This window comes from Streptomyces sp. NPDC104313, assembly GCF_055583985.1.
In genome coordinates, this window is sequence record NZ_JBVJMW010000003.1 from 223,962 (window position 1) to 249,176 (window position 25,215).

Sequence of the window (25,215 nt, forward strand, 5' to 3'; positions counted from 1 at the left end):
CCTGAAGCGCCTTCCCCGCCGACGGTCAGTCATGCAGCGGGAGTTGGACCACCAGCAGCTTTCCGGCCATGGTCACTCCGCCGTCCATGGCGATGGCGAGGTTGTCCGCGTACACGTGCGGGCCGTTGATCACGGGGCCCGTGCTGTCCTCGCCCTCCTCTGTGCCGACCTCGCCCAGGAGGTACGGAATGGGGCTGTGACCATGGACGACGCGCTGCCCGCCGTACGTCGTCAGCAGCTCGCGCACCGCCTGGGCGCCACCCTCGTCCCGGAAGGCGAATCGCTTGGTGAGCTTACGGAAGAGGTCCCAGCACTCGTCGGCGTCATTGCGCGTGAGAATGGCCGTGATCGTGTCATTGACGTCCTCGATCGTGGAGCCGTAGTCGAGGTAGGCCGTCGTGTCGGAGTGCATCAGCAGATGCCCGTCCTCCTCGACGACCGCGTCGAGCCGGGACATCCACTGGAGGTGGACGTCCTGGAGGCGGTCCATGTCGGTCTTCTGACCGCCGTTGAGCAGCCAGGCGGCCTGGAAGGTGGCGGTGCCCGCCCCGGAGTTGACGGGCGTGTCGGCGAACCGCTTGGCGCCGATCAGCAGCAGCTCGTGGTTGCCCATCAGGGCCTTGCAGTAGCCGCCGGCCGCCGCCGCCTCGGCGGAGAGCCGCATGACGAGGTCGATGACCCCGATGCCGTCCGGCCCGCGGTCGGTGAAGTCGCCGAGGAACCACAGACGGGCGTTGCCCGCAGCCCAGTTCCCGTCGGCGTCGATGAGGCCCTGTGCGCCGAGTGCGGCGAGCAGCTCGTCCAGATAGCCGTGGACGTCGCCGACGACGAAGAGCGGTCCGCGGCTGTCCTCGGCCACGGGCCCCGGCTCGGGAACGGTCCGCACCTGGACCGTGTCGCCGCGACGGATGACCGGGAGGTCCCGTTCGGTCGGTGTGTAGCCCTCCGGTTGCCCGTCGCCCACGACGGCGTTGCCGGGATGCGGTGGACGGGGCGGTGCGGGAGCGCGCGGGGGCACGGAAGCACCGGGTGCCGGGGCCACGGAGGCGCCCGGCACCGGAGGGTTCGGTTCCGGCGCCCGCGGCGGCACCGGGGAAGGAGGTGCCGCCTGTGCTGGTGGTGGCACGGGTGTCTGCGCATACGGCGGAACCCGGAAGTCACGCAACGTCGCCGTCCGCACCACGGGTTCCTGACCGGCCCCCTGAGTCATCGACCCCTCCACCACCGTCGCGCCGCCGTACACCTGACGGGCCCTGCCTGGTAGAGGTGGTCCGCGGTGTCGTGCGCCCATCATAGGAATGCGGATCGATCTGTGTGACGCACCAGGGGTGGTGAATCCGGGCGCACGCACGGTTCACCGGCCGATTGGTCCGAAAAGAGCCGATCAGTCCCCGCTGGGGGAGCGCGGCGGGCTGACCGTTGTGCGCGGTGGGCGTCGTTGCGAGGAGGTCCGGACGATGAGCTCCGTCGGTATGACCTGCTCCACCGGTCCGTCGTGTCCGACCCCTTCGATAGCGTCGATGAGGAGCTGGACGACGGCCGTGCCGATGCGGCGGGGCTTCAGCGAGAGCGTCGTGATGGGCGGTTCGGTGGCCGCGTACACGGTGGACTCGCTGCAGCAGACCAGCAGCAGGTCCTCGGGGACCCGCAGCCCGTAGCGGCGCGCTGCCGCGAGGAGGTCGGTCCCATTGGGGTCGAAGAGCCCGTAGACCGCGTCGGGGCGGTCCGGGCGGGCGAGCAGCCGGTCGGCGGCGACCGCCCCCGCGCAGGGGTCGTGGGCCGGGTAGGACTCGTAGACGGGATCCTGACCGACCCGCTCGCACCAGTTGAGGTAGGCGGTGGTGGACAGTCGGGTGTACGTGTCGGTGGTGTTGCCGGTCAGTAGGCCGATACGGCGGGCTCCGGCGGCGGCGAGATGGTCGAGGAGGTCGAGCACGGCGGCGCGGTGGTCGTTGTCGACCCAGGCGGTGACGGGGAGCGTGCCGGCCGGGCGGCCGTCCGAGACGACGGGCAGTCCCTGGCGGACGAGTTCGGTGACGACCGGGTCCTGGTCGGAGGGGTCGATGACGACGGTCCCGTCGAGTGCGACGTTCGACCAGACGTCGTGCCGGGAGGTGGCGGGGAGGATGACGAGGGCGTAGCCGCGGGCGAGCGCCGCGGAGGTCGCGGCTCTCGCCATCTCCGCGAAGTACGCGAATTCGGTGAAGGTGAAAGGTTCATTCCCGTACGTGGTCACGGTCAGGCCGATCAGCCCCGACTTGCCCGTACGGAGGGTTCGGGCCGCGGCGGACGGGCGGTAGCCCAGGCGCTCGGCGACCTCGCGGACATGGCTGCGGGTGGCGTCCGGGAGCCTGCCCTTGCCGTTGAGCGCGTCGGAGACGGTCGTGATCGAGACTCCGGCCGCGGCGGCCACATCACGGATCCCCGCCCGTCCTGGCCGGCCGCTGCGCCGGGGGGTCTCCGTCCGGCTCACCTGGTGCTTCCCTGCTGCTGTCATGGCGAGCCGATAGTAGGGCTCCGAGGGGTGGTCGGTCCGGTCGCATATGCGCACGTTGACAGGCACGTTTCTGCAAGGTTACTACCCATCAGAATCCTTATAATGCAAGGTAGTTGGCCACTATTGTATATGTGTTTCAGGTGTTGGAGGGCGGTAGCCTGCTGAATATGCGATGTCTCGAAGAGGTCTCAACTCACCACTTCGGGGGACGCGCGCCACGGCGCGAGCCACCGGCGCGCGCCACAGAAGAAAACGCTCCCCCCTGGGAGAGGCCTCGGATCGAGCCCGTGCGAGGCCCCATTCCGGGCACTGTGGTCGATTTCCCGCTCGGGCCATTCGCGGCGGGGCCCCATCCTCATAAGGTGTGCAGTATTGCTGTGAACGGACGGTCGAGGAGGACCTGCGGTGAGCGAGACGAGCCCCAAATTGCGCGCCGAGCTGGACGGCGTTCCCGCCTATGTGCCGGGGAAGCCGGCGGCGGCCGGTGGACCGGTCGCGTACAAGCTGTCCTCCAACGAGAATCCCTATCCGCCGCTGCCGGGCGTACTGGAGTCGGCGCTCGCCGCCGCGGGCAACTTCAACCGCTACCCGGACATGGCGTGCACCGGCCTGATGAACGAGCTGGCCGACCGTTTCGGTGTGCCTCTTACGCATCTCGCCACGGGCACCGGGTCCGTGGGGGTGGCCCAGCAGCTGCTCCAGGCCACCTCCGGGCCCGGCGACGAGGTCATCTACGCGTGGCGGTCCTTCGAGGCGTACCCGATCATCACGCAGGTCAGCGGCGCTACCTCGGTGAGGGTCCCGCTGACCGACGGCGAGGTGCACGACCTCGACGCGATGGCGGAGGCGATCACCGACCGGACCCGGCTGATCTTCGTCTGCAATCCCAACAACCCCACCGGCACGGTGGTGCGCCGGGCCGAGCTGGAACGATTCCTCGACCGGGTGCCGAGCGATGTGCTGGTGGTGCTCGATGAGGCGTACAAGGAGTTCATCCGCGACGCCGATGTGCCGGACGGCATCGAGTTCTACCGGGACCGGCCCAACGTGGCAGTGCTGCGGACCTTCTCCAAGGCGTACGGTCTGGCCGGGCTGCGGGTCGGCTTCGCGGTGGCCCACGAGCCGGTGGCCGCGGCGCTGCGCAAGACCGCCGTCCCCTTCGGGGTGAGCCAGCTCGCCCAGGACGCGGCGGTGGCCTCGCTCCGTGCGGAGGACGAGCTGCTGGGCCGGGTGGGCTCGCTGGTCGCCGAGCGCGCCCGGGTGAGCGCGGAGCTGGTGCGCCAGGGCTGGACGGTGCCGGAGTCGCACGCGAACTTCGTCTGGCTGCGGCTCGGCGAGCGGACCCTCGACTTCGCCGGGGCCTGCGAGCGGGCCGGAGTGGTCGTGCGGCCCTTCAAGGGCGAGGGCGTCCGGGTGTCGATCGGCGAGAGCGAGGGCAACGACCTCTTCCTGAAGGCGGCGGAGGCGTTCCGCGCAGAGCTGTAGAACCCGCACGCACCTGTACGGCCGGGTGGCCCCGGACCTCGATCGTGAGGTCCGGGGCCCTTTGCGTGGGGTGGGGGCCGAAAAGGGGGTACCCCCGGCGAAGGGCCCGAAAGTGTGTGCGCCATAATTGCTTGTGAATGTGAACGCGTTCACAAGCGTGCCCTGCTTCCTCCCGTAATCAGTGGGGCGAAAGAGGCATAGTGCCGGTATGACCACGGCGATGTAAGGAGACTGACGACGTGGACCTCGCTCTGGCGCCGGAGACCCTGGCGCGATGGCAGTTCGGCATCACCACCGTCTACCACTTCCTCTTCGTCCCTCTGACGATCTCGCTCGCCGCGCTCACCGCCGGCCTGCAGACCGCCTGGGTGCGGACGGAGAACGAGAAGTACCTCAGGGCGACCAAGTTCTGGGGCAAGCTGTTCCTGATCAACATCGCCATGGGCGTCGTCACGGGCATCGTCCAGGAGTTCCAGTTCGGCATGAACTGGTCCGACTACTCGCGCTTCGTCGGCGACATCTTCGGCGCTCCCCTCGCCTTCGAGGCGCTGATCGCCTTCTTCTTCGAGTCCACCTTCATCGGTCTGTGGATCTTCGGCTGGGACAAGCTGCCGAAGAAGATCCACCTCGCCTGCATCTGGATGGTCTCGATCGGCACGGTGCTCTCCGCCTACTTCATCCTGGCGGCCAACTCCTGGATGCAGCACCCGGTCGGCTACCGGATCAACGAGGAGCGCGGCCGCGCCGAGCTCACCGACTTCTGGCGGGTGCTCACCCAGGACACCGCCGTCACCCAGTTCTTCCACACCATCACGGCGGCGTTCCTGGTCGGCGGGGCCTTCATGGTCGGCATCGCCGCGTTCCACCTGGCGCGCAAGAAGCACATCCCGGTGATGCGGACCTCGCTGCGGGTGGGGCTGGTCACCGTCGTGGCCGCCGGACTGCTCACCGCCGTCAGCGGCGACAGCCTCGCCAAGGTCATGTTCCGGCAGCAGCCGATGAAGATGGCCGCCGCCGAGGCCCTGTGGGACGGCCAGGAGCGGGCGCCGTTCTCGATCTTCGCGTACGGGGACGTCAGCAAGGGTCACAACTCCGTGGAGATCTCGCTCCCCGGGATACTGTCCTTCCTCGCCAACAACGACCTGAACTCGTATGTCCCCGGCATCAACGACATCAACAAGGAGTCGCAGGAGAAGTACGGGCCCGGCGACTACCGTCCCAACATCCCGGTCGCGTTCTGGAGCTTCCGGTGGATGATCGGCTTCGGTATGGCCTCCTTCGGCCTCGGCCTGCTGGGGCTCTGGCTGACCCGGAGGAAGTTCCTGCTGCCACCGGCGCTGCGGACCGGTGAGGACGAAGTGCCGCATCTGGTCCTCTTCAAGAACAAGGCGCTGAGTCCGAGGCTCACCAAGCTCTACTGGGTCGTTGCGCTCTGGACGCTGCTCTTCCCTCTGATCGCCAACTCCTGGGGCTGGATCTTCACCGAGATGGGCCGCCAGCCGTGGGTCGTCTACGGGGTGCTCCAGACACGTGCCGGGGTCTCCCCCGGTGTCTCGCAGGGCGAGGTCCTCACCTCGATGATCGTCTTCACCCTGCTGTACGCGGTGCTCGCCGTGATCGAGGTGAAGCTGCTCGTGAAGTACATCAAGGCCGGGCCGCCGGAACTCACCGAGGACGACCTCAACCCGCCCACAAAGATCGGCGGGCACGACGAAGAAGACGCCGACCGGCCGATGGCCTTCTCGTACTGAGCACAGGAGCTGAGAGATGGAACTCCACGACGTCTGGTTCGTGCTCATCGCCGTCCTCTGGACCGGCTACTTCTTCCTGGAGGGATTCGACTTCGGCATCGGGGTCCTCACCAAACTGCTGGCCCGCAACCGCAAGGAGCGCCGGGTCCTGATCAACACGATCGGGCCCGTCTGGGACGGCAACGAGGTCTGGCTGCTCAGCGCGGGCGGTGCGACCTTCGCCGCCTTCCCCGAGTGGTACGCCACCCTCTTCTCCGGCTTCTACCTGCCGCTGCTGATCATCCTGTTCTGCCTGATCGTCCGCGGCGTCGCCTTCGAGTACCGCGCCAAGCGGCCGGAGGAGCGGTGGCAGACGAACTGGGAGACCGCGATCTTCTGGACCTCGCTGATCCCCGCGGTGCTGTGGGGCGTGGCGTTCGGGAACATCGTGCGGGGCGTGAAGATCGACGCGGACATGGAGTACGTCGGCAACTTCCTCGATCTCCTCAACCCGTACGCGATTCTCGGCGGCCTCGTCACGCTCACCCTCTTCACCTTTCACGGGGCGGTGTTCGCCGGCCTCAAGACCGCGGGAGACATCCGGTTCCGTGCCCGCGCCCTGGCGCTGAAGCTGGGGCCGGTCGCCGCGGTGCTCGCACTGGGCTTCCTGGTCTGGACCCAGGCGGACCACGGGGACGGCTGGAGCCTGGGGGCCATGATCGTGGCGGTGGTGGCGCTCCTGGCCGCGATCGGTGCCATCGCCAGGGGCCGTGAGGGCTGGTCGTTCGCGTTCTCGGGTGTGACGATCGCGGCGGCGGTCGCGATGCTCTTCCTGACGCTCTTCCCGAACGTCATGCCGTCCTCGCTGAACGACGCCTGGAACCTCACGGTCACCAACGCCTCGTCCAGCCCGTACACGCTCAAGATCATGACCTGGTGCGCGGGCATCGCCACGCCCGTCGTGCTGCTCTATCAGAGCTGGACCTACTGGGTCTTCCGTAAGCGCATCGGTACCCAGCACATCGCCGACGCGCACTGAGTCCGGTGGACCGCTCCGCCCCGCGTTTCCCGCGGGGCCGGAGCGGCCGCCGATCCCGCAGAGTTCACCGACCCCGCCGGGGGGATGTTTCACGTGAAACCGATCGATCCGCGTCTGCTCCACTACGCACGGGCCACTCGCCTCTTCCTGGCGGCCGTGGTGGCTCTCGGCCTGGTCGGTGCCCTGCTGGTGATCGCCCAGGCGATGCTCATCGCCGAGATCGTGGTGGGCGGTTTCGAGGGCGGACTCACGGTCACCGCGCTGCGCACCCCTCTTCTTCTGCTGGCCGCGGTCGCCCTCGGGCGGGCCCTCGTCGCCTGGCTCACCGAGCTGGCGGCCCACCGTGCCAGCGCGGCCGTCAAGTCCGAACTGCGCGGCCGGCTCCTGGAGCGGGCCGCGCGGCTGGGCCCCGACTGGCTGAGCGGACAGCGCACCGGTTCGCTCGTCGCTCTGGCGACCCGGGGCATCGACGCCCTCGACGACTACTTCGCCCGCTATCTTCCCCAGCTCGGACTCGCGGTCGTGGTGCCCGTGGCGGTGCTGGCCCGGATCGTCACCGAGGACTGGGTGTCGGCGGCGATCATCGTCGTCACGCTGCCGCTCATCCCGCTCTTCATGATCCTGATCGGCTGGGCCACCCAGTCGCAGATGGACCGCCAGTGGCAGCTGCTGTCCCGGCTCTCCGGACACTTCCTGGACGTCGTCGCCGGGCTGCCGACCCTGAAGGTCTTCGGGCGGGCCAAGGCCCAGGCCGAATCGATCCGCACGATCACCTCCGACTACCGCCGGGCCACCCTGCGCACCCTGCGGATCGCCTTTCTGTCCTCGTTCGCCCTGGAGCTGCTGGCGACCCTGTCGGTGGCCCTCGTCGCCGTCACGATCGGCATGCGGCTCGTCCACGGCGAACTCGACCTCTACACCGGCCTGGTGGTTCTGATCCTGGCCCCGGAGGCCTATCTGCCGATCCGCCAGGTCGGAGCGCAGTACCACGCGGCGGCCGAGGGCCTGTCGGCCGCCGAGGAGATCTTCACGGTCCTGGAGACCGAACCCCGGGCCCCGGGCGCCGAGGACGTCCCCGAGGCGCTGCGCCTGGAACTGGCGGACGTGACCGTACGCCACGAGGGCCGCACCGAGCCCTCGTTGGACGCCGCGTCGCTCACCGTGGAGCCGGGGGAGACCGTCGCCCTGATCGGACCGAGCGGAGTCGGCAAGTCCACCCTGCTGAACGTGCTTCTCGGCTTCGTCGCACCCGACGAGGGGCACGTCCGGGTCGGGGGCCGGGACCTTATGGACCTGGACCTCGAACGCTGGCGCAGCCGTATCGCCTGGGTCCCCCAGCGCCCCCACCTCTTCGCGGGCACGATCGCCGAGAACGTGCGCCTGGCCCGGCCCGACGCCGACGACGAGGCGGTCCTCGCGGCGCTGCGGGACGCGGGCGCGTACGACTTCGTCGCGGCGCTGCCCGACGGGACGCGGACGGCACTGGGCGAGGACGGCGCCGGACTCTCCGCGGGCCAGCGCCAGCGCCTCGCCCTCGCCCGGGCGTTCCTGGCCGACCGGCCGCTCCTGCTGCTGGACGAGCCGACCGCGAGCCTGGACGGCGAGAGCGAGGCGGGCATCGTCGACGCCGTACGCAGGCTGGCCGCCGGACGGACCGTGCTGCTGGTCGTCCACCGTCCGGCCCTGCTGGCGGTCGCCGACCGTGTGGTCACGCTGGAGGCGGGCACCGGCTCCGTCCCCCGGACCGGGTCGGCGGGCCGCTCCCCCGGGCCGGCCGTTCCGCAGCCGCTCGCCGGGGGCGAACTCCTGGACGCCCGCCGGGCGGAGGAGCTGAGCGCGGCCGACGGCGGGCCGGGGAAGACCGGTGCCCGCTCCGGACGGGTGCTCGCCCGGGTCCGTGAGTCGGCCGGGGCGCAGCGGGGACGGCTGGCCCTGGCCCTGCTGCTCGGCAGCCTGGCGGTCGGGTCGGCCGTGGGGCTCATGGCGGTCTCCGGCTGGCTGATCTCCCGCGCCTCCGAGGAGCCGCCGGTCATGTACTTGATGATGGCGGTCACCGCGACCCGCGCCTTCGGTATCGGCCGGGCGGTCTTCCGTTACGCCGAGCGGCTCGTCTCGCACGACGCCGTCCTGAAGCTCCTCGCCGGACTGCGCGTCGCCGTCTACCGGGGCCTTGAGCGCATCGCCCCCGGGGGCCTGCGCACCACGCGCCGCGGCGATCTGCTGTCCCGGCTCGTCGCCGATGTGGACGCGCTCCAGGACTACTGGCTGCGCTGGCTGCTGCCCGCCGGAACCGCCGTCGTCGTGGGGGCCGCGGCCGCCGGGTTCACCGGCTGGCTGCTCCCGGAGGCCGGCGTGATCCTGGCTGTCGGACTGCTGGTCGCCGGGGTCGGCGTCCCGCTGGTCAGCGGCGCCTGCGCCCGCCGTACGGAGCGTCAGCTCGCACCCGCCCGCGCCGCCCTGGCCACCCGGGTCGCCGATCTGCTCGGCGGCACGGCCGAACTGACCGTCGCGGGCGCGCTGCCCGCCCGGCAGACGCGGCTGCGCGCGGCCGACACGCTGCTGACCCGGATCGCCTCGCGCGCCGCCGCCGCGACGGCACTGGGCGGTGGACTGTCCGCCCTGGTCTGCGGGCTCACCGTGGTGGCCGCCGCTGCTGTCGCCGTCCCCGCCGTGCAGGACGGCAGGCTGTCCGGCGTCGCGCTCGCCGTGGTGGTCCTGACCCCGCTCGCCGCCTTCGAGGCCGTCACCGGGCTGCCGCTCGCCGTGCAGTACCGGCAGCGCGTCGCCCGGAGCGCGCAGCGGGTGTTCGAGGTGCTGGACGCCCCCGTGCCCGTAAAGGAGCCCGAGGTGCCCGCCGAGGAGCCCGCGTCGCTGTTCCCGCTGGAGGTGCGGGGGCTGAGCGCCCGCTATCCGGGGGCCCGGGACGATGCGCTGGCCTCGCTCGACCTGACGCTGACGCCCGGACGGCGCATCGCGGTCGTGGGCCCCTCCGGCTCGGGCAAGACGACGCTCGCCCAGGTACTGCTGCGCTTCCTGGACGCCTCGTCGGGGACGTACCGGCTGGGCGGCGTCGAGGCGTCCGCGCTGGAATCGGATGCGGTCCGGCGCTCGGTCGGGCTGTGCGCCCAGGACGCGCACGTCTTCGACAGCACGATCCGCGAGAACCTGCGCCTGGCCCGGCCCGGGGCGACCGACGGTGAACTGCGCGACGCGCTCTCCCGGGCCCGGCTCCTGGACTGGGCACTGGCCCTGCCGGAGAAGCTCGACACCCCGGTGGGCGAGCACGGAGCGCGGCTCTCCGGCGGCCAGCGCCAGCGCCTCGCGCTGGCCCGCGCGCTGCTCGCGGGCTTCCCCGTGCTCGTCCTGGACGAGCCGGCCGAACACCTCGACCTGCCGACCGCCGACGCCCTCACCGCCGACCTGCTGGACGCGACCCGGGGCTGTGCGACGGTACTGATCACCCACCGGCTGACCGGCCTCGACACGGTTGACGAGGTGCTGGTGCTGGACGCGGGCCGGGTCGTGCAGCGCGGACCGTACGTCGAACTCGCCGCCGAGGAAGGGCCGCTGAGCCGCATGCTGGAGCGCGAACGGGAGAAGGCCGGGGCGGTCGGGGCCGGAGTCTGAGAGCGGCGACGGCACGGACCGGGCCCCGGCCGGCCGGGGCCCTTTCGTCCGTCGAGCGCATTCTCGACTTTCGCCCCCTATCGGTACTAACTAGGCTCGGGCCATGGCAGAGCCCGACCCGAAGGACTCCCTCGACGCCGCCACCCGTGCCACCCGCAGCCTCCAGGGTCTGTCCACCGAACTGACCGCGCGGGTGCCGCAGCTCCTGGAGGCGATGCGTTCCGTCGGCGCGGGGCTGGAACTGCACTCGACCCTGGACCGGATCTGCGAGACGGCGGCCGAGCTCGCCCACGCCCGGTACGCCGCCATCGGCGTCGTCGACGAGTTGGGGGAGGGCTTGTCGGACTTCGTCACGTACGGCGTTGCGCAGGAGGTGGCCGAGGCGATCGGGCGGCGCCCCGACGGCCACCGCGGTCTGCTCGGCGCGCTGATCCACGACCCCGCCCCGGTCCGCCTGGCCGACCTGTCCACCGATCCGCGGGCGGCCGGCTTCCCGCCGGGGCACCCCCGGATGCGGACCTTCCTGGGGGTGCCCATCCGGGTCCAGGGGGAGGTCTTCGGCAATCTCTACCTGGCCGAGAAGCAGGACGGCGCCGAATTCAGCGACTACGACCTCCACATGGTCCGGGTGCTCGCCACGGAGGCCGGGATCGCCATCGGCAACGCACGACTGTACGAGGCGGCGCGGCAGAGGGAGCACTGGATCGACGGTTCCGTCGCGGTCACCACGGCGCTCCTGTCGGGCGGGGACGCCGACGAGGCGCTGTCCGTGGTCGCCGAACAGGCCCGACGGCTCGCCGACTCCGCCGCCGGGATCGTGCTGCTGCCCGCCGAGGAGGGGGGCCTGGAGATCGTCGCTGTATCGTCCGACGACCCCGCGTCCTCGCTCGGTGTGATCATCCCGCCCCGGAGCGCGCTGGTGGTGAAACTCCTGGCGGGCGAGGCGGTGTTCATCGACGACTCGGCCACCGACAGCCGGATGGTCACCAGACTGGCCGACCGGTTCGGCCCCAGCATGATGCTGCCGCTCCACAGCGGCGGACGGGTGCTCGGTGCGCTGGCCACCCCCCGGTCGCGGGGCGCGCGCCCGTTCACCGAGACCGAGCGGACGCTCGCCACCCAGTTCGCCTCCCAGGCGGCGCTCGCGCTGATGATGGCCGAGGCGCAGCGGGACCGGGAGCGCCTCGCGGTGTACGAGGACCGCGACCGGATCGCCCGCGACCTCCACGACCTGGTCATCCAGCGGCTGTTCGCCACCGGGATGATGCTGGAGAGCGCTCAGCGGAGGTCGGTGGTGCCCGAGGTGCGGACCGGTGTCGGCCGGGCCGTCGACGAGCTGGACGTGACGATCCAGGAGATCCGCACGGCCATCTTCGCGCTCCAGCAGGAACCTGCCGAAGCCCCCTCGGGGCTGCGTACCCGCGTGCTGCGGGAGATCAACATGGCGGCCGTCCCGCTCGGCTTCAAGCCCTCGCACCGCTTCCTGGGCCCGGTGGACTCGCTCGTCGGCGAGTTGACCGGCAAGAACCTGGTCGCCGCCCTGCGCGAGGCCCTCTCCAACGCGTTCCGGCACGCGCGGGCGTCGCTGATCGATGTGGTCGTCGACGCGACGGTGACCCTGCCGGACGGGCGCGGAGCGGTGCGTCTCTCGGTCGCCGATGACGGGGTGGGCATCCCGGAGGGCGGCCGCCGCAGCGGACTGCGCAACCTGGCCCGCCGGGCCGAGTCCCTGGGCGGATCGAGCCGGATCGAACCGGGGATCGGGGAGGACGGCGGCGGTACGACGGTGGTGTGGGAGGCGCCGCTGTGAGGGCGGTGCGTAAGGCGACCCTGCCGGACGGGCGGAACGAGCCCCGCCGACCGCGGCGGGCGGCGGGCGGCGTTCTGGTGTGCCGAAAGGTTTCAGCGGGTCTCTGCGCGGGCGGTGAGGATCCGCTCGATGACGACCGCCACCCCGTCCTCCTCGTTGGTCGCGGTCCGGCCCGAGGCGGCGGCCAGCGCGTCCGGGTGGGCGTTGCCCATCGCGAAGGAGGCGCCGGCCCAGCTGAGCATCTCGATGTCGTTGGGCATGTCGCCGAAGGCGACCACCTCGGCGGGCGAGATGCCGCGCTCGGCACAACAGGCGGCGAGCGTCGTGGCCTTGGAAACGCCGAGTCCGCTGACCTCCAGGAGCGCGGAGGGGCTGGAGCGGGTGAAGGCGGCCCGGTCGCCGGCCGCCGCACGGGCCAGCGCGAGAAAGGCGTCGGGCGCCAGCTCGGTGTGGTGGGCCAGCAGCTTGAGCACCGGCGCGCCGGTGCCCGGGGCGTCCTCGTGCAGCAGCTTCTCGGCGACCGCCACCGTGGCGCCCGGGTCCAGATGGAAGGGCGGGTAGGCCGGTTCGTAGTTGATGCCGGTGGTCATCTCGACGGCGAAGGAGGTGCCGGGTGCGGCCTCGCGCAGGGCGTGTACGACCTGCAGGGCGGCCGCGCGCTCCAGCGGCCGTACGGAGAGCAGCTCGCCGTCCGTCCGCAGGTCGGTGACCACGGCGCCGTTGGCGCAGATCGCCGTACCGTGGCTCTGGACGTGGTCCCGCACGACGTCCATCCAGCGAGCCGGCCTGCCGGTGACGAAGAGGACCTCGATCCCGGCCTCCTCGGCTGCCGCCAGGGCCGCGACCGTGCGCGCGGACAGCGTCTTGTCGTCGCGGAGCAAGGTGCCGTCGAGGTCGGTGGCGATCAGCCGGGTCACGGCGGGAAGAGGCGTATCGGTCACTGAGGTCACCCGGCCATTCTCGCCCACAGAGGTGCACGTGCGTGCGGAGGGGCGCACATGTGAGTGAATGGCGCGTTGAACAGCGGAAAGTTCCTATGGCATATGCCAGTGCCATCGCGTGGTCACCGGACCCGCGCACAGTCGTAGGCTCAGGGGCATGAGTCCCCGCCTGAGCACCGTGGTCCTTCCCGTCTACCGCTGGCACGAGGGCGGTCGTGACCGCTGGCAGCGCGCGGAGGAGCTGGGCTTCCACACGGCCTACACCTACGACCACCTGTCCTGGCGGACCTTCCGGGACGGCCCGTGGTTCGGGGCGCTGCCCACGCTCACCGCCGCGGCGTCGGCCACCGAACGCCTGCGGCTGGGCACCCTCGTGACCTCAGGCAAGCCTATTTCGCCTATCGCGGGCTGACCTGCGGAAACATGGCAAGGGCTCAGGAAGGACCGCCGTGGGTGCTCAGATCGACTCGACTGCGATGCGAGGGAGGCACAGCACGCGGAGGTCCTCCGCGTCGCTCGTGATGACGGTGACGTCGCCGTGCTCCGCGTGCGCCGTGGCCGCGAGCATCGCATCGATGGCGTACTTGTGACCATGCAGGCCTTCCGCGGAGAGCAGTCTGCTTGCCGCACGTGCGATCTCCTCCGTGACGGGGCGCACCTTGGCCAGGGAAACGGCATGGTCGAACGCCGCCTGAGGCACCTTCGGTTCGCGTGCCTCCACCAGCGTGGCGGCGCTCGTCACGACGAGCAGGTCCAGTCTGCGGGCGACGTCCAGCCATACCGTCATGTCGCGGTGTCTACGGGAGAGCTTGGAGAGGGCCTCGCTGTCGAGAACGAGGGTCCCGCTCATGCGGCGTCCGCTGAAGCGGACTCACTACGGTGGGCTGCGTGGTGGGCGAGGATCCGTTCGGCCTTGTCCGACACCTCCGCAGGGTCGACGGGACCGTGCTCCGCTTCAGCCATGGCGATGTACTCGTCAATGGCCTCGCGCTGGAGCTGTCGCTGCACGGCTTCCTCGATATAGGAGGAGACGCCTTGCCTGCCGGCGCGTGCGCGGATCGCCTCCAAGGTCTCGGCGCGCAGGGAGACGCTGGTGACTCGGGTCTTGCCGGGGCGGGGCGTATCCATAAAGGAAGTGTAGTACATGACCTATTAAGCTTGCCGCTCCGCGGTGCCTACCAGAGGCCGGCGGCGAGCCTGCTGAGGCGGTCGCCGATGACGGAGACGCCCGGACGGGGCTCTTTCTCGTAGTACCAGGGCTTGCGTCGGCGCAGCAGTGCTTCACCGTGCTCGCCCCAGGTGAAGCCGGGCTGCCGCAGCAGCTTCCGGAACACCGCATCGGCTGTCTCCGGGTGAGCGGTGGCCAGACGGCGGATTGGCAGTGGTGTGATCGACTCTTCGCGGAGGTAGGTGCGCAGCAGGTCCTGATGCTGCCTGCGACCCGGGAGAATAGGGTTGGCGAAGAGTTCTCGGAGCATCCCGTAGTCCGCGTAGAAGTTCAGCCCGTCGACCTCGTCATAGATGAGGCCGATGGTGTCCGCGTCCGCCAGGTCCCGTGGCAGCTCGAAGAGCGGCAGGTCCGGGCCGGAGAGCCGCTTGCGTCGGGACCGGCCGGGTTGCGCGGCGGCGACGGCCGCCTCCTGGCGGTGGCGGTAGTAGGCGTTGAGGAGATCCTGGGCTTCGACAGGCGGAAGGACCAACTCGTCGCCGCCGCAGAACTCGAAGAACGCGGCCCGGTCCTCCCGCATCCGCTGCCAACCCTGCCTGATTTTCTGGGGGTTGCGGAAGACCAGCTCGGGTTGGCCGGTGGCCATTTCGAGCGCCGCCTGTGCGATGTCGGTGGCACTGGACCTGGGGTAGTACGACATGGCCCCGGACACCAGCCACGCCCCGTCGGCCGAGTGGACGGGCACCAGGCAGGTGTGGAGGAATCCTCCCTTGGACACTCCGCGGAACGCCGTCCGCCCGGCATTCGAGTACGTGCGGTACTCCAGGTCGTCGACGAGGTTCAGCAGGACGACGGCATCCCCGTCCTTGCGCTGGATCTCGAAGATGCCCTCGACCGGGTCACGCCAGCCGAGCAGCAACTCCCGGTCGGCCGCGGTCAGGCTCTTCCGTCCGGCGACGAACCGGTCCACCACGGTCGAACCGTCCGGGAGTCGGTAACTCAGGATGAAGTGGTCGGTGATCCGGATCGCCCGGCCCTCGTCCAGCTGCCGTGCGGGACCTGCGGCCTTCAGCAGGAGGGGCGTCAGCCACCGGTCGAAGCGAGCACTCCGGGCGAAGGCGACCAGTTCTCCTTTCAACTCGGCACTGCGTTCGATGAGGTCGGTCAGTGATGGCTCAGCGGCATCCTGACGCGCGCCCTGTACGGCCTCAGCCACGTTCAGCCCTTTCGTGCGAGCCAGTTCCGCGTGAAGTGAGAGGTGTCTGGTCTCAACCGGCCCAGTGGCGGTGCGCCTCGATCCACTCCGCCCCCTCGGGTGCCGGGTTGGGCAACGGCAGGTCCAGGATGCCGATCGACTGCCGGACGCGGCCACGAGAGCACAGGGCGACGATCCTCCCGTCAGACGTGAGGTCTACGCCACGCACCGTCACCTCGACACCAAGAATCGTGGTGACGAAGGGCAGTTCCAGATGCTCCTCAAGCATGGTGAACAGACCGGTCCGCTGCTCATGCTCGCCGTAGGCGTCGACAGTCGCCTCTTCGATCATGGCATCGAGTTCGACCCTACTCAGAGTGCCCATGGGCGCACGGTAGTGGTTTCCTCGCGATGCTGTCATGGCTTCGTCTTCCCCACCGACGCCTGCGCGGCAGTGAGAAGCCCGTACGCTCGAACGCATGCGTCTGAGCACCGTGATACTTCCCATCCGCCGCTGGCTCGACGGCGGTCGTGACCAGTGGCTGCGCGCCGAGCGGCTCGGCTTCCACACCGCCTACACCTATGACCATCTGTCGTGGCGCACTTTCCGCGACGGCCCCTGGTACGGCGCGGTCCCCACCCTCACCGCGGCGGCCGGGGCGACCGAGCGGATACGGCTGGGCACCCTCGTGACCTCGCCGAACTTCCGCCACCCGGTCACGCTGGCCAAGGAGCTGATCTCCCTGGACGACATCTCGGGCGGGCGGGTCACTCTCGGTATCGGCGCCGGCGGCAGTGGCTTCGACGCGACCGCCCTGGGCCAGGATGCCTGGACCCCGCGCGAACGCGCCGACCGCTTCGCCGAGTTCGTCCCGCTCCTGGACCGGCTGCTCACCGAGGACGCGGTGACCGAGCGCGGGAAGCACTACGCCGCGGAGGAGGCCCGCAACATCCCCGGCTGTGTCCAGCGCCCCCGGCTGCCCTTCGCCGTCGCCGCGACCGGGCCGCGGGGGCTGAAGCTCGCCGCCCGGCATGGGCAGGCCTGGGTCACCACCGGCGACCCCAAGCTGTACGAGAACGGCACCCCGGAGGAGTCCCGGGCCGCGCTGCGGGAGCAGAACGAGAGGCTCTCGGCGGCCTGCGCGGAGATCGGCCGGGACGCCTCCGAGCTGGACCGGATCCTGCTCACCGCCTTCACGCCGGACCGCAACGACCCGCTGACGTCCGTGGACGCGTTCGTCGACTTCGCGGGGCGCCACGTGGAGCTGGGCTTCACCGAGATCGTCATCCACGCCCCGATCCCTGACTCGGTCTTCGACGTCGACGCGGAGGTCTTCGAGCGCATCGCGACAGAGGCGCCCGCGCAGCTGGCGTAGCGGCGGCGTGGGGGCTGCCTCTCTCAGCCGCGCAGGAATCGCGGAGGTACGGCGTCGGCGAGCCAGACCCCATTGGCGCTTACCCGGAAGACATGGCCGGCGCGGTGCATCGCGCCCGCGTCCACGGTGAGGACCAGGGGGCGGCCCCGACGGGCGCCGACCCGGGTGGCCGTCTCCCGGTCGGTGGACAGGTGGACGTGGTGGCGGGCCATGGGGCGCAGGCCCTCGGTCCGGATCGCGTCCATCACCCGGGCGACCGTGCCGTGGTAGAGGTAGGCGGGCGGTTCGGCCGGCGGCAGGTCCAGGTCGACGGCGACGGTGTGGCCCTGAGCGGCGCGGATGCGGTCGCTCTCGACACCGCTCTCGACGGTGAAGCGCCGCTTGTCGTTGGCGGCGACGACGTGATCGAGCTCGGCGCGGGAGAAGGCGAATCCGTGCCGGGCCGCGGCGTGCAGCAGCTCCTCGACCGCCACCCAGCCGTTCTCGTCGAGGGTGAGGCCGATGCGTTCCGGCTGATGCCGCAGATGCTTCGAGAGGTACTTGGACACCTTGACGGTGCGACGTTCGTCCATGGCGTCAGAGTGCCTGTGGCGGGCTTGTCCGCGCATCCGCGTTTCGGCTCGTCACCGCTGCGGTCCGTCATTTCTTCGGCTCGTCATTTCTCCGCGGTTCTTCGGAATTTCTCCTCCCGCAGGTTTGATCCACAGCCAACTCAGGTTATCCACAGTTTATTTGGCGATTCTGTGGACAACTCTTGGGGGCTATAGGGGATTTCATTAGTTTTGCCCTCTTTGGCGTGAGTTGCTGTGAGGTCATCCAAGGTGCGTGCCTGGAGCTCCCGTTCCGTGGCCGCTGTCACGAAGTCCGCCACTCGCTCCGCACCAACCAGTTCCTGCACGGCCTGTGTTGTCCGAGTGGGAAGGAGTACGGGACGGGTCGCGTCCTGGGCGATCGTCGTTTCCTGCGCGCCGAGGTGGTGATGCAGATGACGGGTGGCGAACGTCCTCATGGCACGCGCCAGTTCCGCGTCGACCGTCTGCTGGGCGAGCGGACGCAGCCGGCGTACCAGCGAGGCTGCCTCGGCCGCGTCGGAGTCGGTGGGCGGGCGGTGGCCCAGATAGCGCGCGAAGACGTGCTCGGTGGTGAACTCCAGGAAACGGGAGGCTATGTGCTCCACCTGGCCGCGAAGTTCCCGTAGATGACCCGAGATCGCGGGCAGCGGCACTCCGGCCCCGTACAACTCGACCGCCACCGCGAGCTCTTGCGGACTGGGTACGAGGAATTCGTCGTCCCTGCCGGGCACTCGCTCCAGCACGCCGAGCTCCACCGCCTCGGCGATGGCCATCTCGTCCTGCCGACCGCCGAACCTCGCGTCCAGCTCCCGGCGGCTGATCCGGTCGGCCTCCTCGTCCGTCCACGGGCCGTGCACCTCGGCGACCAGCCCGAGCACCCCGCCGAGCCCCCGTCCCGCGTCCCACGCCTCCAGCAACTCCTTGATACTGGCCAGGGTGTAACCCCGGTCGAGCAGGTCCGCGATCTGCCGCAGCCGGGCCAGGTGGGTCTCCCGGTACACGTTGGCCCGGCCGCGTCGCTCGGGCGTCGGGAGCAGCCCCCGGTCCTGATAGGCGCGGATCGTGCGCACCGTGGCCCCGCTGGCGTGGGCCAGGTCCTCGATCCGGTACTCGGCTGCCTGAGCCTCGGCCCCGGTCACAGCGGAGGCTTCAGCCGGGCGACGGAGCGCAGGGCCCCGGGGCTCAGCCGGGACAGCAGCCGCGCACCGCGTGCCTCCGGGGTCACCGGCACCACCGCCTGGTTGCGTACGACCGCCCGCAGGATCGCGTCGGCGACCTTCTCCGGCGGGTAGTTGCGCCATCCGTAGAGACGGCTCGTCCGCTTCTGAAGCCGCTCCTCCGCCGCCGCGTCGGCCCCCGCGAAACGCGTCGTGGCGGTGATGTTGGTGTTGACGATGCCGGGGCATATCGCGCTCACCCCGATCGACTTCTCCGCCAGCTCGGCCCGTAGACATTCGCTGAGCATCAGCACGGCAGCCTTCGACGTGCTGTACGCGGGCAGCGCCCGGGAGGGCTGGAAGGCAGCCGCCGAAGCCGTGTTGACGATGTGGCCGCCCTGGCCCCGGTCCGCCATCTGGCGGCCGAAGATCCGACAGCCGTGGATGACCCCCCAGAGATTGACGTCGAGGACCTTCTTCCACTCCTCGCTCGTGGTCTCCAGGAAGGAACCGGACAGCCCGATCCCGGCGTTGTTGACCAGGACGTCGACGATGCCGTACTCGTCGGCGACCCGGGCGGCGAGCTTCTCCATCGCGGACTCGTCGCTGACGTCGACCGCCTCACCCCAGGCCGCGGGCGCCCCGATCAGTCGCGCCATCTCCGCGGTCCGGGCGGCCCCCTCCGCGTCCCGGTCCACGGCCACGACCCGGGCGCCCGCCTCGGCGAACGCGAACGCCGTGGCCCGACCGATCCCGGAGGCCGCGCCCGTCACCAGGACCAGCTGACCGCCGAACCGCTGCGCGTAGGGGTCCTGCGCGGTCGCCTGCCGGACGGGCGCGCCCTCCCGTCCTGCGGACTCGTTCGCGGAGACGAACTCGTCGACCCAGGAGGCCAGCTGGTCCGGCCGGGTGCGGGGCACCCAGTGCTTGGCCGGAAGCGTGCGGCGCACCAGCGTGGGGACCCAGTCCTCCAGCCCGTCGTAGAGCCGCTCGGAGAGGAAGGAGTCCCCGGTCGGCGTGATCAGCTGGACGGGTGCGTGGGCATAGGCGTCCGCGCGGGGCCTGCCCAGCCGGGCGCGGACGTTGTCACGGTAGAGCCAGGCGCCGCGCGCCGCGTCGTCCGGCAGGGAGGCGGTGGGGTAGTCGCCCGCGGGCACCTTCTCCATCCGCTCCAGGATCCGGGGCCACCGCTTCCCGAGCGGGCCGCGCCAGGCGAGCTCCGGCAGGACCGGCGTATGGAGCATGTACACGTACCAGGACTTGGCCCCTTGACCGAGCAGTTGGCCGACCCGGCGCGGGGTGGGGCGGGTCATCCGGTGCTTGATCCAGTGCCCGAAGTGGTCCAGGGACGGGCCGGACATCGAGGTGAAGGAGGCGATCCTGCCCTCGGTCCTGCCGACCGTGACGAACTCCCAGGCCTGGACGGACCCCCAGTCGTGACCGACCACGTGCACCGGCCGGTCCGGACTGACCGTGTCGATCACGGCAAGGAAGTCGTCGGTCAGCTTCTCCAGGGTGAAGCCGCCGCGCAGGGGTCTCGGGGCGGTCGACCTGCCGTGCCCCCGTACGTCGTACAACACCACGTGCCAGTGCTGGGCCAGCCGGACGGCGACGTCCGACCAGACCTCCTTGGTGTCCGGATAGCCGTGGACCAGCACCACGGTCGGCCGGCCCGCGTCGCCCAGCTCGGCGACGCACAGCTCGACGCCTCCCGTGGTCACGCGTCGCTCACGCGCCTGGGACAGATTCACGCCGCCACCTTCTCCTCGGCCCAGCGCCGCACGTGCGGCAGATCGTCGTCCAGCCAGAAAGCGCTCTGCTCGGGGTCCTCGGAGTCGGTGACGACCAGGATCTCCTCGAACTTCGCGCCCGTACCCCGGAATCCGAGGTGGGGTTCGACCGCCCACAGGCCCGGCCGCGGCGGGTGGTCGGAGAAGCGGTAGGGGCTCCACAGCGGCGACCAGCCGTCCCGGTGACCGCGCAGGGCGTCACTCACCAGCCCTCTGAGGGCCTGGGTACCGAAGCCGAAGACCTGCGGCGACCAACGGCGTTCGGCGACGCGGTCGATCTTGTGGGCGATCACGCCGAAGGGGTAGACCCGGTGCCTGTTCGCGTAGCCCTGCGCGGTCATGAGGCGTTCGACGTGCTCGTATATCTCGCGCAGGGAACGGCGCTCGCGGACCTCCCGCAGGATCAGCTCGCGGTGGGCCTCCAGGTCGCCCAGCAGTTTGTCGTGCAGCGGATTGAGGCCCAGGCACCCCGAATACCCGACATCGGCGGTGAAGCCCTTGTGCACCGGGGCCAGGTCGAGGATGAACGGCATCCCCGGCTCCAGCCTCCGGTCGGTCGGGAAGAACTGCAGTGGCACCTTGAACCCGGCGAACGCCGTGCGGTCCCCGAACCAGGCGAACGGGAGGTGGAACCAGTCGCGCACGCCGCGCTCGCGCAGCCACTCGCGCTGCATCCGGGCCGCCTCGCGCTCGGTCACCCCCGACCGCAGCTGACCGGCGACCGCCTCCGCGCAGGCATAGGCCAGACGCTGGACTTCTCTGAACCCCCGCAGCTCCGGGGCGATTTCGTGCTGCACTGCCGAGGCCATGCCGGTCATGCCACCGTCCGTTCCCTGCCGTGTGCGGTACGTGTCCGTAACGTGACACTGATGAATGTGACAATGTCCAGCGGCTGCGTCAAGGGGGCCGCACGTCCTGTGGACAAGCAGGGGTGCCCGCCTGTGGAAAACTCCGCCCCCGCCCGCGGAGACCGGGACCGAGGCCCTCCCCGGTGACCCCGGTCGCGCCGCCCGTCCCGGAGTTCGGGACCTTGTCCTTCGCGGGGTCCCCTACGGGCGCGTACGCCTGGAGTCTTACGCGGATCCAGCCATCAGGGCTGACGACCCCTGTGGCCCGCACCACTAACGTCGTTTCCGTGACAGCCGTTATCGCTACCGAAGCCCTGAGTATGCGGTTCCCCCGGGTGACCGCGCTTGACCGGCTCACGTTGGACATCGGACCGGGTGTGACCGGTCTGGTAGGTTCCAACGGAGCCGGCAAGTCCACACTGATCAAGATCCTGCTGGGTCTTTCCCCCGCCACCGAAGGCCGGGCCGCAGTACTCGGGCTCGACGTCGCGACCAGCGGCGCCGCCATCCGGGAACGGGTGGGGTACATGCCCGAGCACGACTGCCTGCCGCCCGACGTCTCGGCGACCGAGTTCGTCGTGCACATGGCCCGCATGTCGGGGCTGCCGCCGACGGCGGCCCGCGAACGCACGGCCGACACCCTGCGACACGTCGGCCTCTACGAGGAGCGCTACCGCCCCATCGGCGGCTACTCGACCGGTATGAAGCAGCGGGTGAAGCTGGCCCAGGCCCTCGTCCACGACCCCCGGCTGGTCCTCCTGGACGAGCCGACCAACGGCCTGGACCCGGTCGGCCGTGACGAGATGCTCGGCCTCATCCGCCGGATCCACACCGACTTCGGCATCTCCGTTCTGGTGACCTCGCACCTCCTGGGCGAGCTGGAACGCACCTGCGACCACGTCGTCGTCATCGACGGCGGCACGCTCCTGCGCTCCAGTTCCACCAGCGACTTCACGCAGACCACCGCGACCCTCGCGGTCGAGGTGACCGACAGCGACACCCACCCCGACGGCACCGGCGCATTGCGCAAGGTCCTGACCGACGCCGGGGTCACCCTCATCGGCCACGACGGGATCGACACGGAGGGGCTGCCCGGTGCGGGCCACATCCTTCTGATCGAGGCGGCCGGCGAGGACACGTACGACCTGGTCCGCGACAGCGTCGCCGGGCTCGGGCTGGGCCTGGTCCGCATGGAACAGCGCCGCCACCACATCGCCGAGGTCTTCCGTACCGAACAGGGCGGGACGCGACAGGGCGGGACACGACAGAGCGGGGCGCACGGCACCGCCGTCCCGGCCGCGGCCGCCACCGCCGGGGCCGTACAGCAGAAGGGAAGTGGTCGCGATGAGCACTGAGACCAAGGCCGCGACCGGGCGCGACGCCTCCCGGATCCACAACATCGGCTACCGCTCCTACGACGGCCCGCGGCTCGGCCGGGCCTACGCCCGCCGATCGCTGTTCTCGCAGACGCTGCGGGGCTCCTTCGGACTGGGCCGTTCCGCCAAGTCCAAGGTGCTGCCCATGCTGCTGTTCGGCGTGATGGCGCTGGTCGCGGCGATCCTGGTGGCGGTCTCCATGGCCACCCCGGACGCCAGCAAGCTGGTGGTCAAGTACACCTCGTACGCGATCTACCTCCAGGCCGTCATCGGCCTGTTCATCGCCGCCCAGGCACCGCAGGCGGTCTCCAGGGACCTCCGGTTCAAGAGCGTCCCCCTGTACTTCTCGCGGCCGATCGAACGCGCCGACTACGTGATGGCGAAGTTCGCCGCCACCGCCGCCGCGCTCTTCATCCTCACCGGAGCGCCGCTGCTCATCCTCTATGTGGGCTCTCTGCTCGCGAAGTTCGACTTCGCCGATCAGACGAAGTGGTTCGGCCAGGGACTGGTGTCGGTGGCGCTGCTGTCCGTGCTGTTCGCCGGGCTCGGCCTCGTGATGGCCGCCCTGACCCCGCGGCGCGGCTTCGGCGTCGCCGCGGTGATCGCCCTCCTGACCATCACCTACGGCGCCGTCTCCACGGTCCAGGCCATCGCCTGGGATACCGGGTCGGCAGGGGCCGTGCAGTGGCTCGGCCTCTTCTCGCCGATCACCCTGATCGACGGCGTCCAGACCGCGTTCCTCGGCGCTTCCACCGCCTTCCCCGGAGGGGAAGGCCCGGGAGCCGGAACCGGTGTGGTCTATCTGATCGTTGTTCTCGCGCTCGTCGCCGGCTCGTACGCCGTCCTGATGCGCCGCTACCGGAGGGTCGGGCTGTGACCACCATCGAGATCGACCACACCTCGCGCTGGTTCGGCAACGTGGTCGCCGTCAACGACGTCTCCATGACCGTAGGGCCCGGCGTCACCGGACTTCTCGGCCCGAACGGCGCCGGAAAGTCCACCCTGATCAACATGATGGGCGGCTTCCTCGCCCCCTCGACGGGGAAGGTCACGCTCGACGGCCGGCCGATCTGGCGCAACGAGGACGTCTACAAGAAGATCGGTATCGTTCCGGAGCGAGAGGGGATGTACGACTTCCTCACCGGCAAGGAATTCGTCGTCGCCAACGCCGAACTCCAGGGTTTGGGAGAGGCCGAGGCGCGCAAGGCGCTCGCCACGGTCCAGATGGAGTACGCGCAGGACCGCAAGATCTCCACGTACAGCAAGGGCATGCGCCAGCGCGTGAAGATGGCGTCCGCGCTGGTCCACGAGCCCTCGGTGCTGCTCCTGGACGAACCGTTCAACGGGATGGATCCGCGCCAGCGGATGCAGCTGATGGAACTGCTGCGACGGATGGGGGACGAGGGGCGCACGGTCCTGTTCTCCTCCCACATCCTCGAAGAGGTCGAACAGTTGGCCTCGCACATCGAGGTGATCGTGGCGGGCCGCCACGCCGCGTCCGGTGACTTCCGGAGGATCCGCCGGCTGATGACGGACCGGCCGCACCGCTACCTGGTGCGCTCCAGCGACGACCGGGCCCTCGCGGCCGCGCTCATCGCCGACCCGTCCACGGCGGGCATCGAGGTCGACGTGACCGAGAAGGCGCTGCGCATCCAGGCCGTCGACTTCGGGCGGTTCACCGAACTGCTGCCGCGGGTGGCCCGGGAGCAGGGCATCCGACTGCTTACCGTCTCACCGTCCGATGAATCACTCGAATCGGTCTTTTCCTATCTCGTAGCGGCCTGAGTAGTGGCCTGAAAGGAGCTGTGCACCGTCATGTACGACCCCACAGTCGCCCGGCTCACCTACCGGGCCCTGCTCGGCCGGCGCCGGGCCGCCATCCTGTTCGTCCTGCCCGCACTGCTGCTGGTCATCGCCGCGGCCGTGCGCATGTTCGCCGGAGCCGATGACCAGATCGCCGCGGACGTCCTCGGCGGCTTCGCCATCGCCACGATGGTGCCGCTGATCGGCGTGATCGCGGGCACCGGGGCGATCGGCCCCGAGATCGACGACGGCTCGATCGTCTACCTGCTCGCCAAGCCCGTGAAGCGGCCCACGATCATCTTCACCAAGCTGATCGTGGCCATCGCGGTGACCATGGTGTTCTCCGCCCTGCCGACGCTTCTCGCGGGGCTGATCCTCAACGGCAACGGCCAGCAGGTCGCCGTCGCCTACACGATCGCGGCGCTGGTCGCCTCGATCGCGTACAGCGCCCTGTTCCTGCTGCTCGGCACGGTCAGCCGGCACGCGGTCGTCCTCGGCCTGGTCTACGCGCTGGTCTGGGAGGCCCTGTTCGGCAGCCTGGTGCCCGGCGCGCGGACGCTCAGCGTCCAGCAGTGGTCCCTGGCGGTCGCCCAGAAGGTGGCGGGCGACGGCGCGGTGACCTCGGACGTCGGCCTGCCGCTCGCCACGGTCCTGCTGGTCGCGGTCACGGTCGCCGCCACCTGGTACGCGGGCCAGAAGCTGCGGGCGCTGAAGCTGGCGGGCGAGGAGTGAGGGCCCCGGTCTCTCAGGCCGCGGCCTGAGACTCGCGCGTACGGCAGACGGCTCCCGCCCACAGGGCGG

The 25,215-nt window shown here is 70.3% G+C and carries 21 protein-coding genes and 1 pseudogene; 11 read left to right on the forward strand and 11 right to left on the reverse strand.

What is annotated here, in order from left to right; translation table 11 throughout:
• Positions 1-25 precede the first annotated feature (25 nt).
• Positions 26-1,225, reverse strand: a complete 1,200-nt coding sequence (locus ACZ60Q_RS08080) for a metallophosphoesterase (RefSeq protein ID WP_469631243.1) — start codon at positions 1,223-1,225, stop codon at positions 26-28.
• Positions 1,226-1,384: 159 nt separating this feature from the next.
• Positions 1,385-2,497: a LacI family DNA-binding transcriptional regulator gene (locus ACZ60Q_RS08085; protein WP_469630055.1), complete on the reverse strand. Its 1,113-nt coding sequence runs from the start codon at positions 2,495-2,497 to the stop codon at positions 1,385-1,387.
• Positions 2,498-2,902: 405 nt separating this feature from the next.
• On the opposite strand from ACZ60Q_RS08085, the gene hisC reads away from it, so the two are divergent.
• From hisC to ACZ60Q_RS08110, 5 genes are all read left to right on the forward strand, one after another.
• Positions 2,903-3,982 carry a histidinol-phosphate transaminase gene (gene hisC / locus ACZ60Q_RS08090; protein ID WP_469630057.1) on the forward strand — a complete coding sequence of 360 codons (1,080 nt, stop codon included), beginning with the start codon at positions 2,903-2,905 and terminating at the stop codon, positions 3,980-3,982.
• A 239-nt stretch (positions 3,983-4,221) separates the two neighbouring features.
• On the forward strand, positions 4,222-5,733 hold the full coding sequence (locus ACZ60Q_RS08095) for a cytochrome ubiquinol oxidase subunit I (RefSeq protein ID WP_469630060.1): 1,512 nt from the start codon (positions 4,222-4,224) through the stop codon (positions 5,731-5,733).
• A 16-nt stretch (positions 5,734-5,749) separates the two neighbouring features.
• Positions 5,750-6,751 carry a cytochrome d ubiquinol oxidase subunit II gene (cydB, locus tag ACZ60Q_RS08100; protein WP_469630063.1) on the forward strand — a complete coding sequence of 334 codons (1,002 nt, stop codon included), beginning with the start codon at positions 5,750-5,752 and terminating at the stop codon, positions 6,749-6,751.
• A 93-nt stretch (positions 6,752-6,844) separates the two neighbouring features.
• Positions 6,845-10,378, forward strand: coding sequence for a thiol reductant ABC exporter subunit CydD (cydD, locus tag ACZ60Q_RS08105; protein ID WP_469630066.1), 3,534 nt, complete (start codon positions 6,845-6,847; stop codon positions 10,376-10,378).
• Positions 10,379-10,481: 103 nt separating this feature from the next.
• Positions 10,482-12,188, forward strand: a complete 1,707-nt coding sequence (locus ACZ60Q_RS08110; RefSeq protein ID WP_469630069.1) for a sensor histidine kinase — start codon at positions 10,482-10,484, stop codon at positions 12,186-12,188.
• A gap of 92 nt (positions 12,189-12,280) precedes the next feature.
• Here the strand turns inward: ACZ60Q_RS08110 and ACZ60Q_RS08115 are convergent, their stop codons facing one another.
• Positions 12,281-13,138, reverse strand: coding sequence for an HAD family hydrolase (locus ACZ60Q_RS08115; RefSeq protein ID WP_469630072.1), 858 nt, complete (start codon positions 13,136-13,138; stop codon positions 12,281-12,283).
• 148 nt (positions 13,139-13,286) lie between these two features.
• Here ACZ60Q_RS08115 and ACZ60Q_RS08120 point away from each other — a divergent pair.
• Positions 13,287-13,511 (forward strand): annotated as a pseudogene (locus ACZ60Q_RS08120) (LLM class flavin-dependent oxidoreductase); the annotation flags it as partial.
• A gap of 75 nt (positions 13,512-13,586) precedes the next feature.
• Here ACZ60Q_RS08120 and ACZ60Q_RS08125 read toward each other — a convergent pair.
• Genes ACZ60Q_RS08125 through ACZ60Q_RS08140 form a run of 4 tightly spaced genes read right to left on the reverse strand, consistent with a single transcriptional unit; the run spans position 13,587 to position 15,877 of the window.
• Positions 13,587-13,979: a type II toxin-antitoxin system VapC family toxin gene (locus ACZ60Q_RS08125; RefSeq protein WP_469630074.1), complete on the reverse strand. Its 393-nt coding sequence runs from the start codon at positions 13,977-13,979 to the stop codon at positions 13,587-13,589.
• A complete protein-coding gene (locus tag ACZ60Q_RS08130; RefSeq protein WP_469630076.1) occupies positions 13,976-14,257 on the reverse strand; it encodes a hypothetical protein in 282 nt (93 codons plus the stop codon). Before ACZ60Q_RS08130 ends, ACZ60Q_RS08125 begins: the two co-directional genes overlap by 4 nt.
• A gap of 47 nt (positions 14,258-14,304) precedes the next feature.
• Positions 14,305-15,513 carry a hypothetical protein gene (locus tag ACZ60Q_RS08135; RefSeq protein ID WP_469630079.1) on the reverse strand — a complete coding sequence of 403 codons (1,209 nt, stop codon included), beginning with the start codon at positions 15,511-15,513 and terminating at the stop codon, positions 14,305-14,307.
• A 52-nt stretch (positions 15,514-15,565) separates the two neighbouring features.
• A complete protein-coding gene (locus tag ACZ60Q_RS08140; RefSeq protein WP_469630082.1) occupies positions 15,566-15,877 on the reverse strand; it encodes a calcium-binding protein in 312 nt (103 codons plus the stop codon).
• 94 nt (positions 15,878-15,971) lie between these two features.
• Between ACZ60Q_RS08140 and ACZ60Q_RS08145 the strand changes: the two genes are divergently transcribed.
• Positions 15,972-16,868, forward strand: coding sequence for an LLM class flavin-dependent oxidoreductase (locus ACZ60Q_RS08145; RefSeq protein ID WP_469630085.1), 897 nt, complete (start codon positions 15,972-15,974; stop codon positions 16,866-16,868).
• A gap of 23 nt (positions 16,869-16,891) precedes the next feature.
• Here ACZ60Q_RS08145 and ACZ60Q_RS08150 read toward each other — a convergent pair whose 3' ends face one another.
• From ACZ60Q_RS08150 to ACZ60Q_RS08165, 4 genes are all read right to left on the reverse strand, one after another.
• Entirely contained in the window at positions 16,892-17,440 is a 549-nt protein-coding gene (locus ACZ60Q_RS08150; protein ID WP_469630088.1) for an RNA 2'-phosphotransferase, read from the reverse strand.
• Positions 17,441-17,580: 140 nt separating this feature from the next.
• Positions 17,581-18,579 carry a MerR family transcriptional regulator gene (locus ACZ60Q_RS08155; RefSeq protein WP_469630091.1) on the reverse strand — a complete coding sequence of 333 codons (999 nt, stop codon included), beginning with the start codon at positions 18,577-18,579 and terminating at the stop codon, positions 17,581-17,583.
• Positions 18,576-20,348: an SDR family oxidoreductase gene (locus ACZ60Q_RS08160; protein ID WP_469630093.1), complete on the reverse strand. Its 1,773-nt coding sequence runs from the start codon at positions 20,346-20,348 to the stop codon at positions 18,576-18,578. Before ACZ60Q_RS08160 ends, ACZ60Q_RS08155 begins: the two co-directional genes overlap by 4 nt.
• The gene (locus ACZ60Q_RS08165) at positions 20,345-21,205 is read right to left on the reverse strand and encodes a M24 family metallopeptidase (RefSeq protein ID WP_469630095.1); all 861 of its coding nucleotides are present in this window, start codon (positions 21,203-21,205) and stop codon (positions 20,345-20,347) included. The genes ACZ60Q_RS08160 and ACZ60Q_RS08165 overlap by 4 nt, the downstream gene beginning before the upstream one ends.
• A gap of 350 nt (positions 21,206-21,555) precedes the next feature.
• Here ACZ60Q_RS08165 and ACZ60Q_RS08170 point away from each other — a divergent pair, with 350 nt between their 5' ends.
• Genes ACZ60Q_RS08170 through ACZ60Q_RS08185 form a run of 4 tightly spaced genes read left to right on the forward strand, consistent with a single transcriptional unit; the run spans position 21,556 to position 25,146 of the window.
• Positions 21,556-22,590 (forward strand): ABC transporter ATP-binding protein, encoded by a 1,035-nt coding sequence (locus ACZ60Q_RS08170; protein WP_469631246.1) that lies wholly within the window; start codon positions 21,556-21,558, stop codon positions 22,588-22,590.
• Complete coding sequence (locus tag ACZ60Q_RS08175; RefSeq protein ID WP_469630101.1) at positions 22,580-23,488, forward strand: ABC transporter permease subunit; 909 nt, start codon at positions 22,580-22,582, stop codon at positions 23,486-23,488. The genes ACZ60Q_RS08170 and ACZ60Q_RS08175 overlap by 11 nt, the downstream gene beginning before the upstream one ends.
• Positions 23,485-24,396: an ABC transporter ATP-binding protein gene (locus ACZ60Q_RS08180; protein ID WP_469630104.1), complete on the forward strand. Its 912-nt coding sequence runs from the start codon at positions 23,485-23,487 to the stop codon at positions 24,394-24,396. Before ACZ60Q_RS08175 ends, ACZ60Q_RS08180 begins: the two co-directional genes overlap by 4 nt.
• Positions 24,397-24,426: 30 nt before the next feature.
• Positions 24,427-25,146, forward strand: a complete 720-nt coding sequence (locus ACZ60Q_RS08185; RefSeq protein WP_469630107.1) for an ABC transporter permease — start codon at positions 24,427-24,429, stop codon at positions 25,144-25,146.
• Positions 25,147-25,215 lie beyond the last annotated feature (69 nt).

Coding starts and splice junctions, on each gene's coding strand:
- ACZ60Q_RS08085 (WP_469630055.1), bottom strand. CDS start 2,497: ATGACAGCAGCAGGGAAGCACCAGGTGAGCCGGACGGAGACCCCCCGG.
- cydB (WP_469630063.1), top strand. CDS start 5,750: ATGGAACTCCACGACGTCTGGTTCGTGCTCATCGCCGTCCTCTGGACC.
- ACZ60Q_RS08110 (WP_469630069.1), top strand. CDS start 10,482: ATGGCAGAGCCCGACCCGAAGGACTCCCTCGACGCCGCCACCCGTGCC.
- ACZ60Q_RS08125 (WP_469630074.1), bottom strand. CDS start 13,979: ATGAGCGGGACCCTCGTTCTCGACAGCGAGGCCCTCTCCAAGCTCTCC.
- ACZ60Q_RS08130 (WP_469630076.1), bottom strand. CDS start 14,257: ATGGATACGCCCCGCCCCGGCAAGACCCGAGTCACCAGCGTCTCCCTG.
- ACZ60Q_RS08140 (WP_469630082.1), bottom strand. CDS start 15,877: ATGGGCACTCTGAGTAGGGTCGAACTCGATGCCATGATCGAAGAGGCG.
- ACZ60Q_RS08145 (WP_469630085.1), top strand. CDS start 15,972: ATGCGTCTGAGCACCGTGATACTTCCCATCCGCCGCTGGCTCGACGGC.
- ACZ60Q_RS08150 (WP_469630088.1), bottom strand. CDS start 17,440: ATGGACGAACGTCGCACCGTCAAGGTGTCCAAGTACCTCTCGAAGCAT.
- ACZ60Q_RS08165 (WP_469630095.1), bottom strand. CDS start 21,205: ATGACCGGCATGGCCTCGGCAGTGCAGCACGAAATCGCCCCGGAGCTG.
- ACZ60Q_RS08170 (WP_469631246.1), top strand. CDS start 21,556: ATGCGGTTCCCCCGGGTGACCGCGCTTGACCGGCTCACGTTGGACATC.
- ACZ60Q_RS08175 (WP_469630101.1), top strand. CDS start 22,580: ATGAGCACTGAGACCAAGGCCGCGACCGGGCGCGACGCCTCCCGGATC.
- ACZ60Q_RS08185 (WP_469630107.1), top strand. CDS start 24,427: ATGTACGACCCCACAGTCGCCCGGCTCACCTACCGGGCCCTGCTCGGC.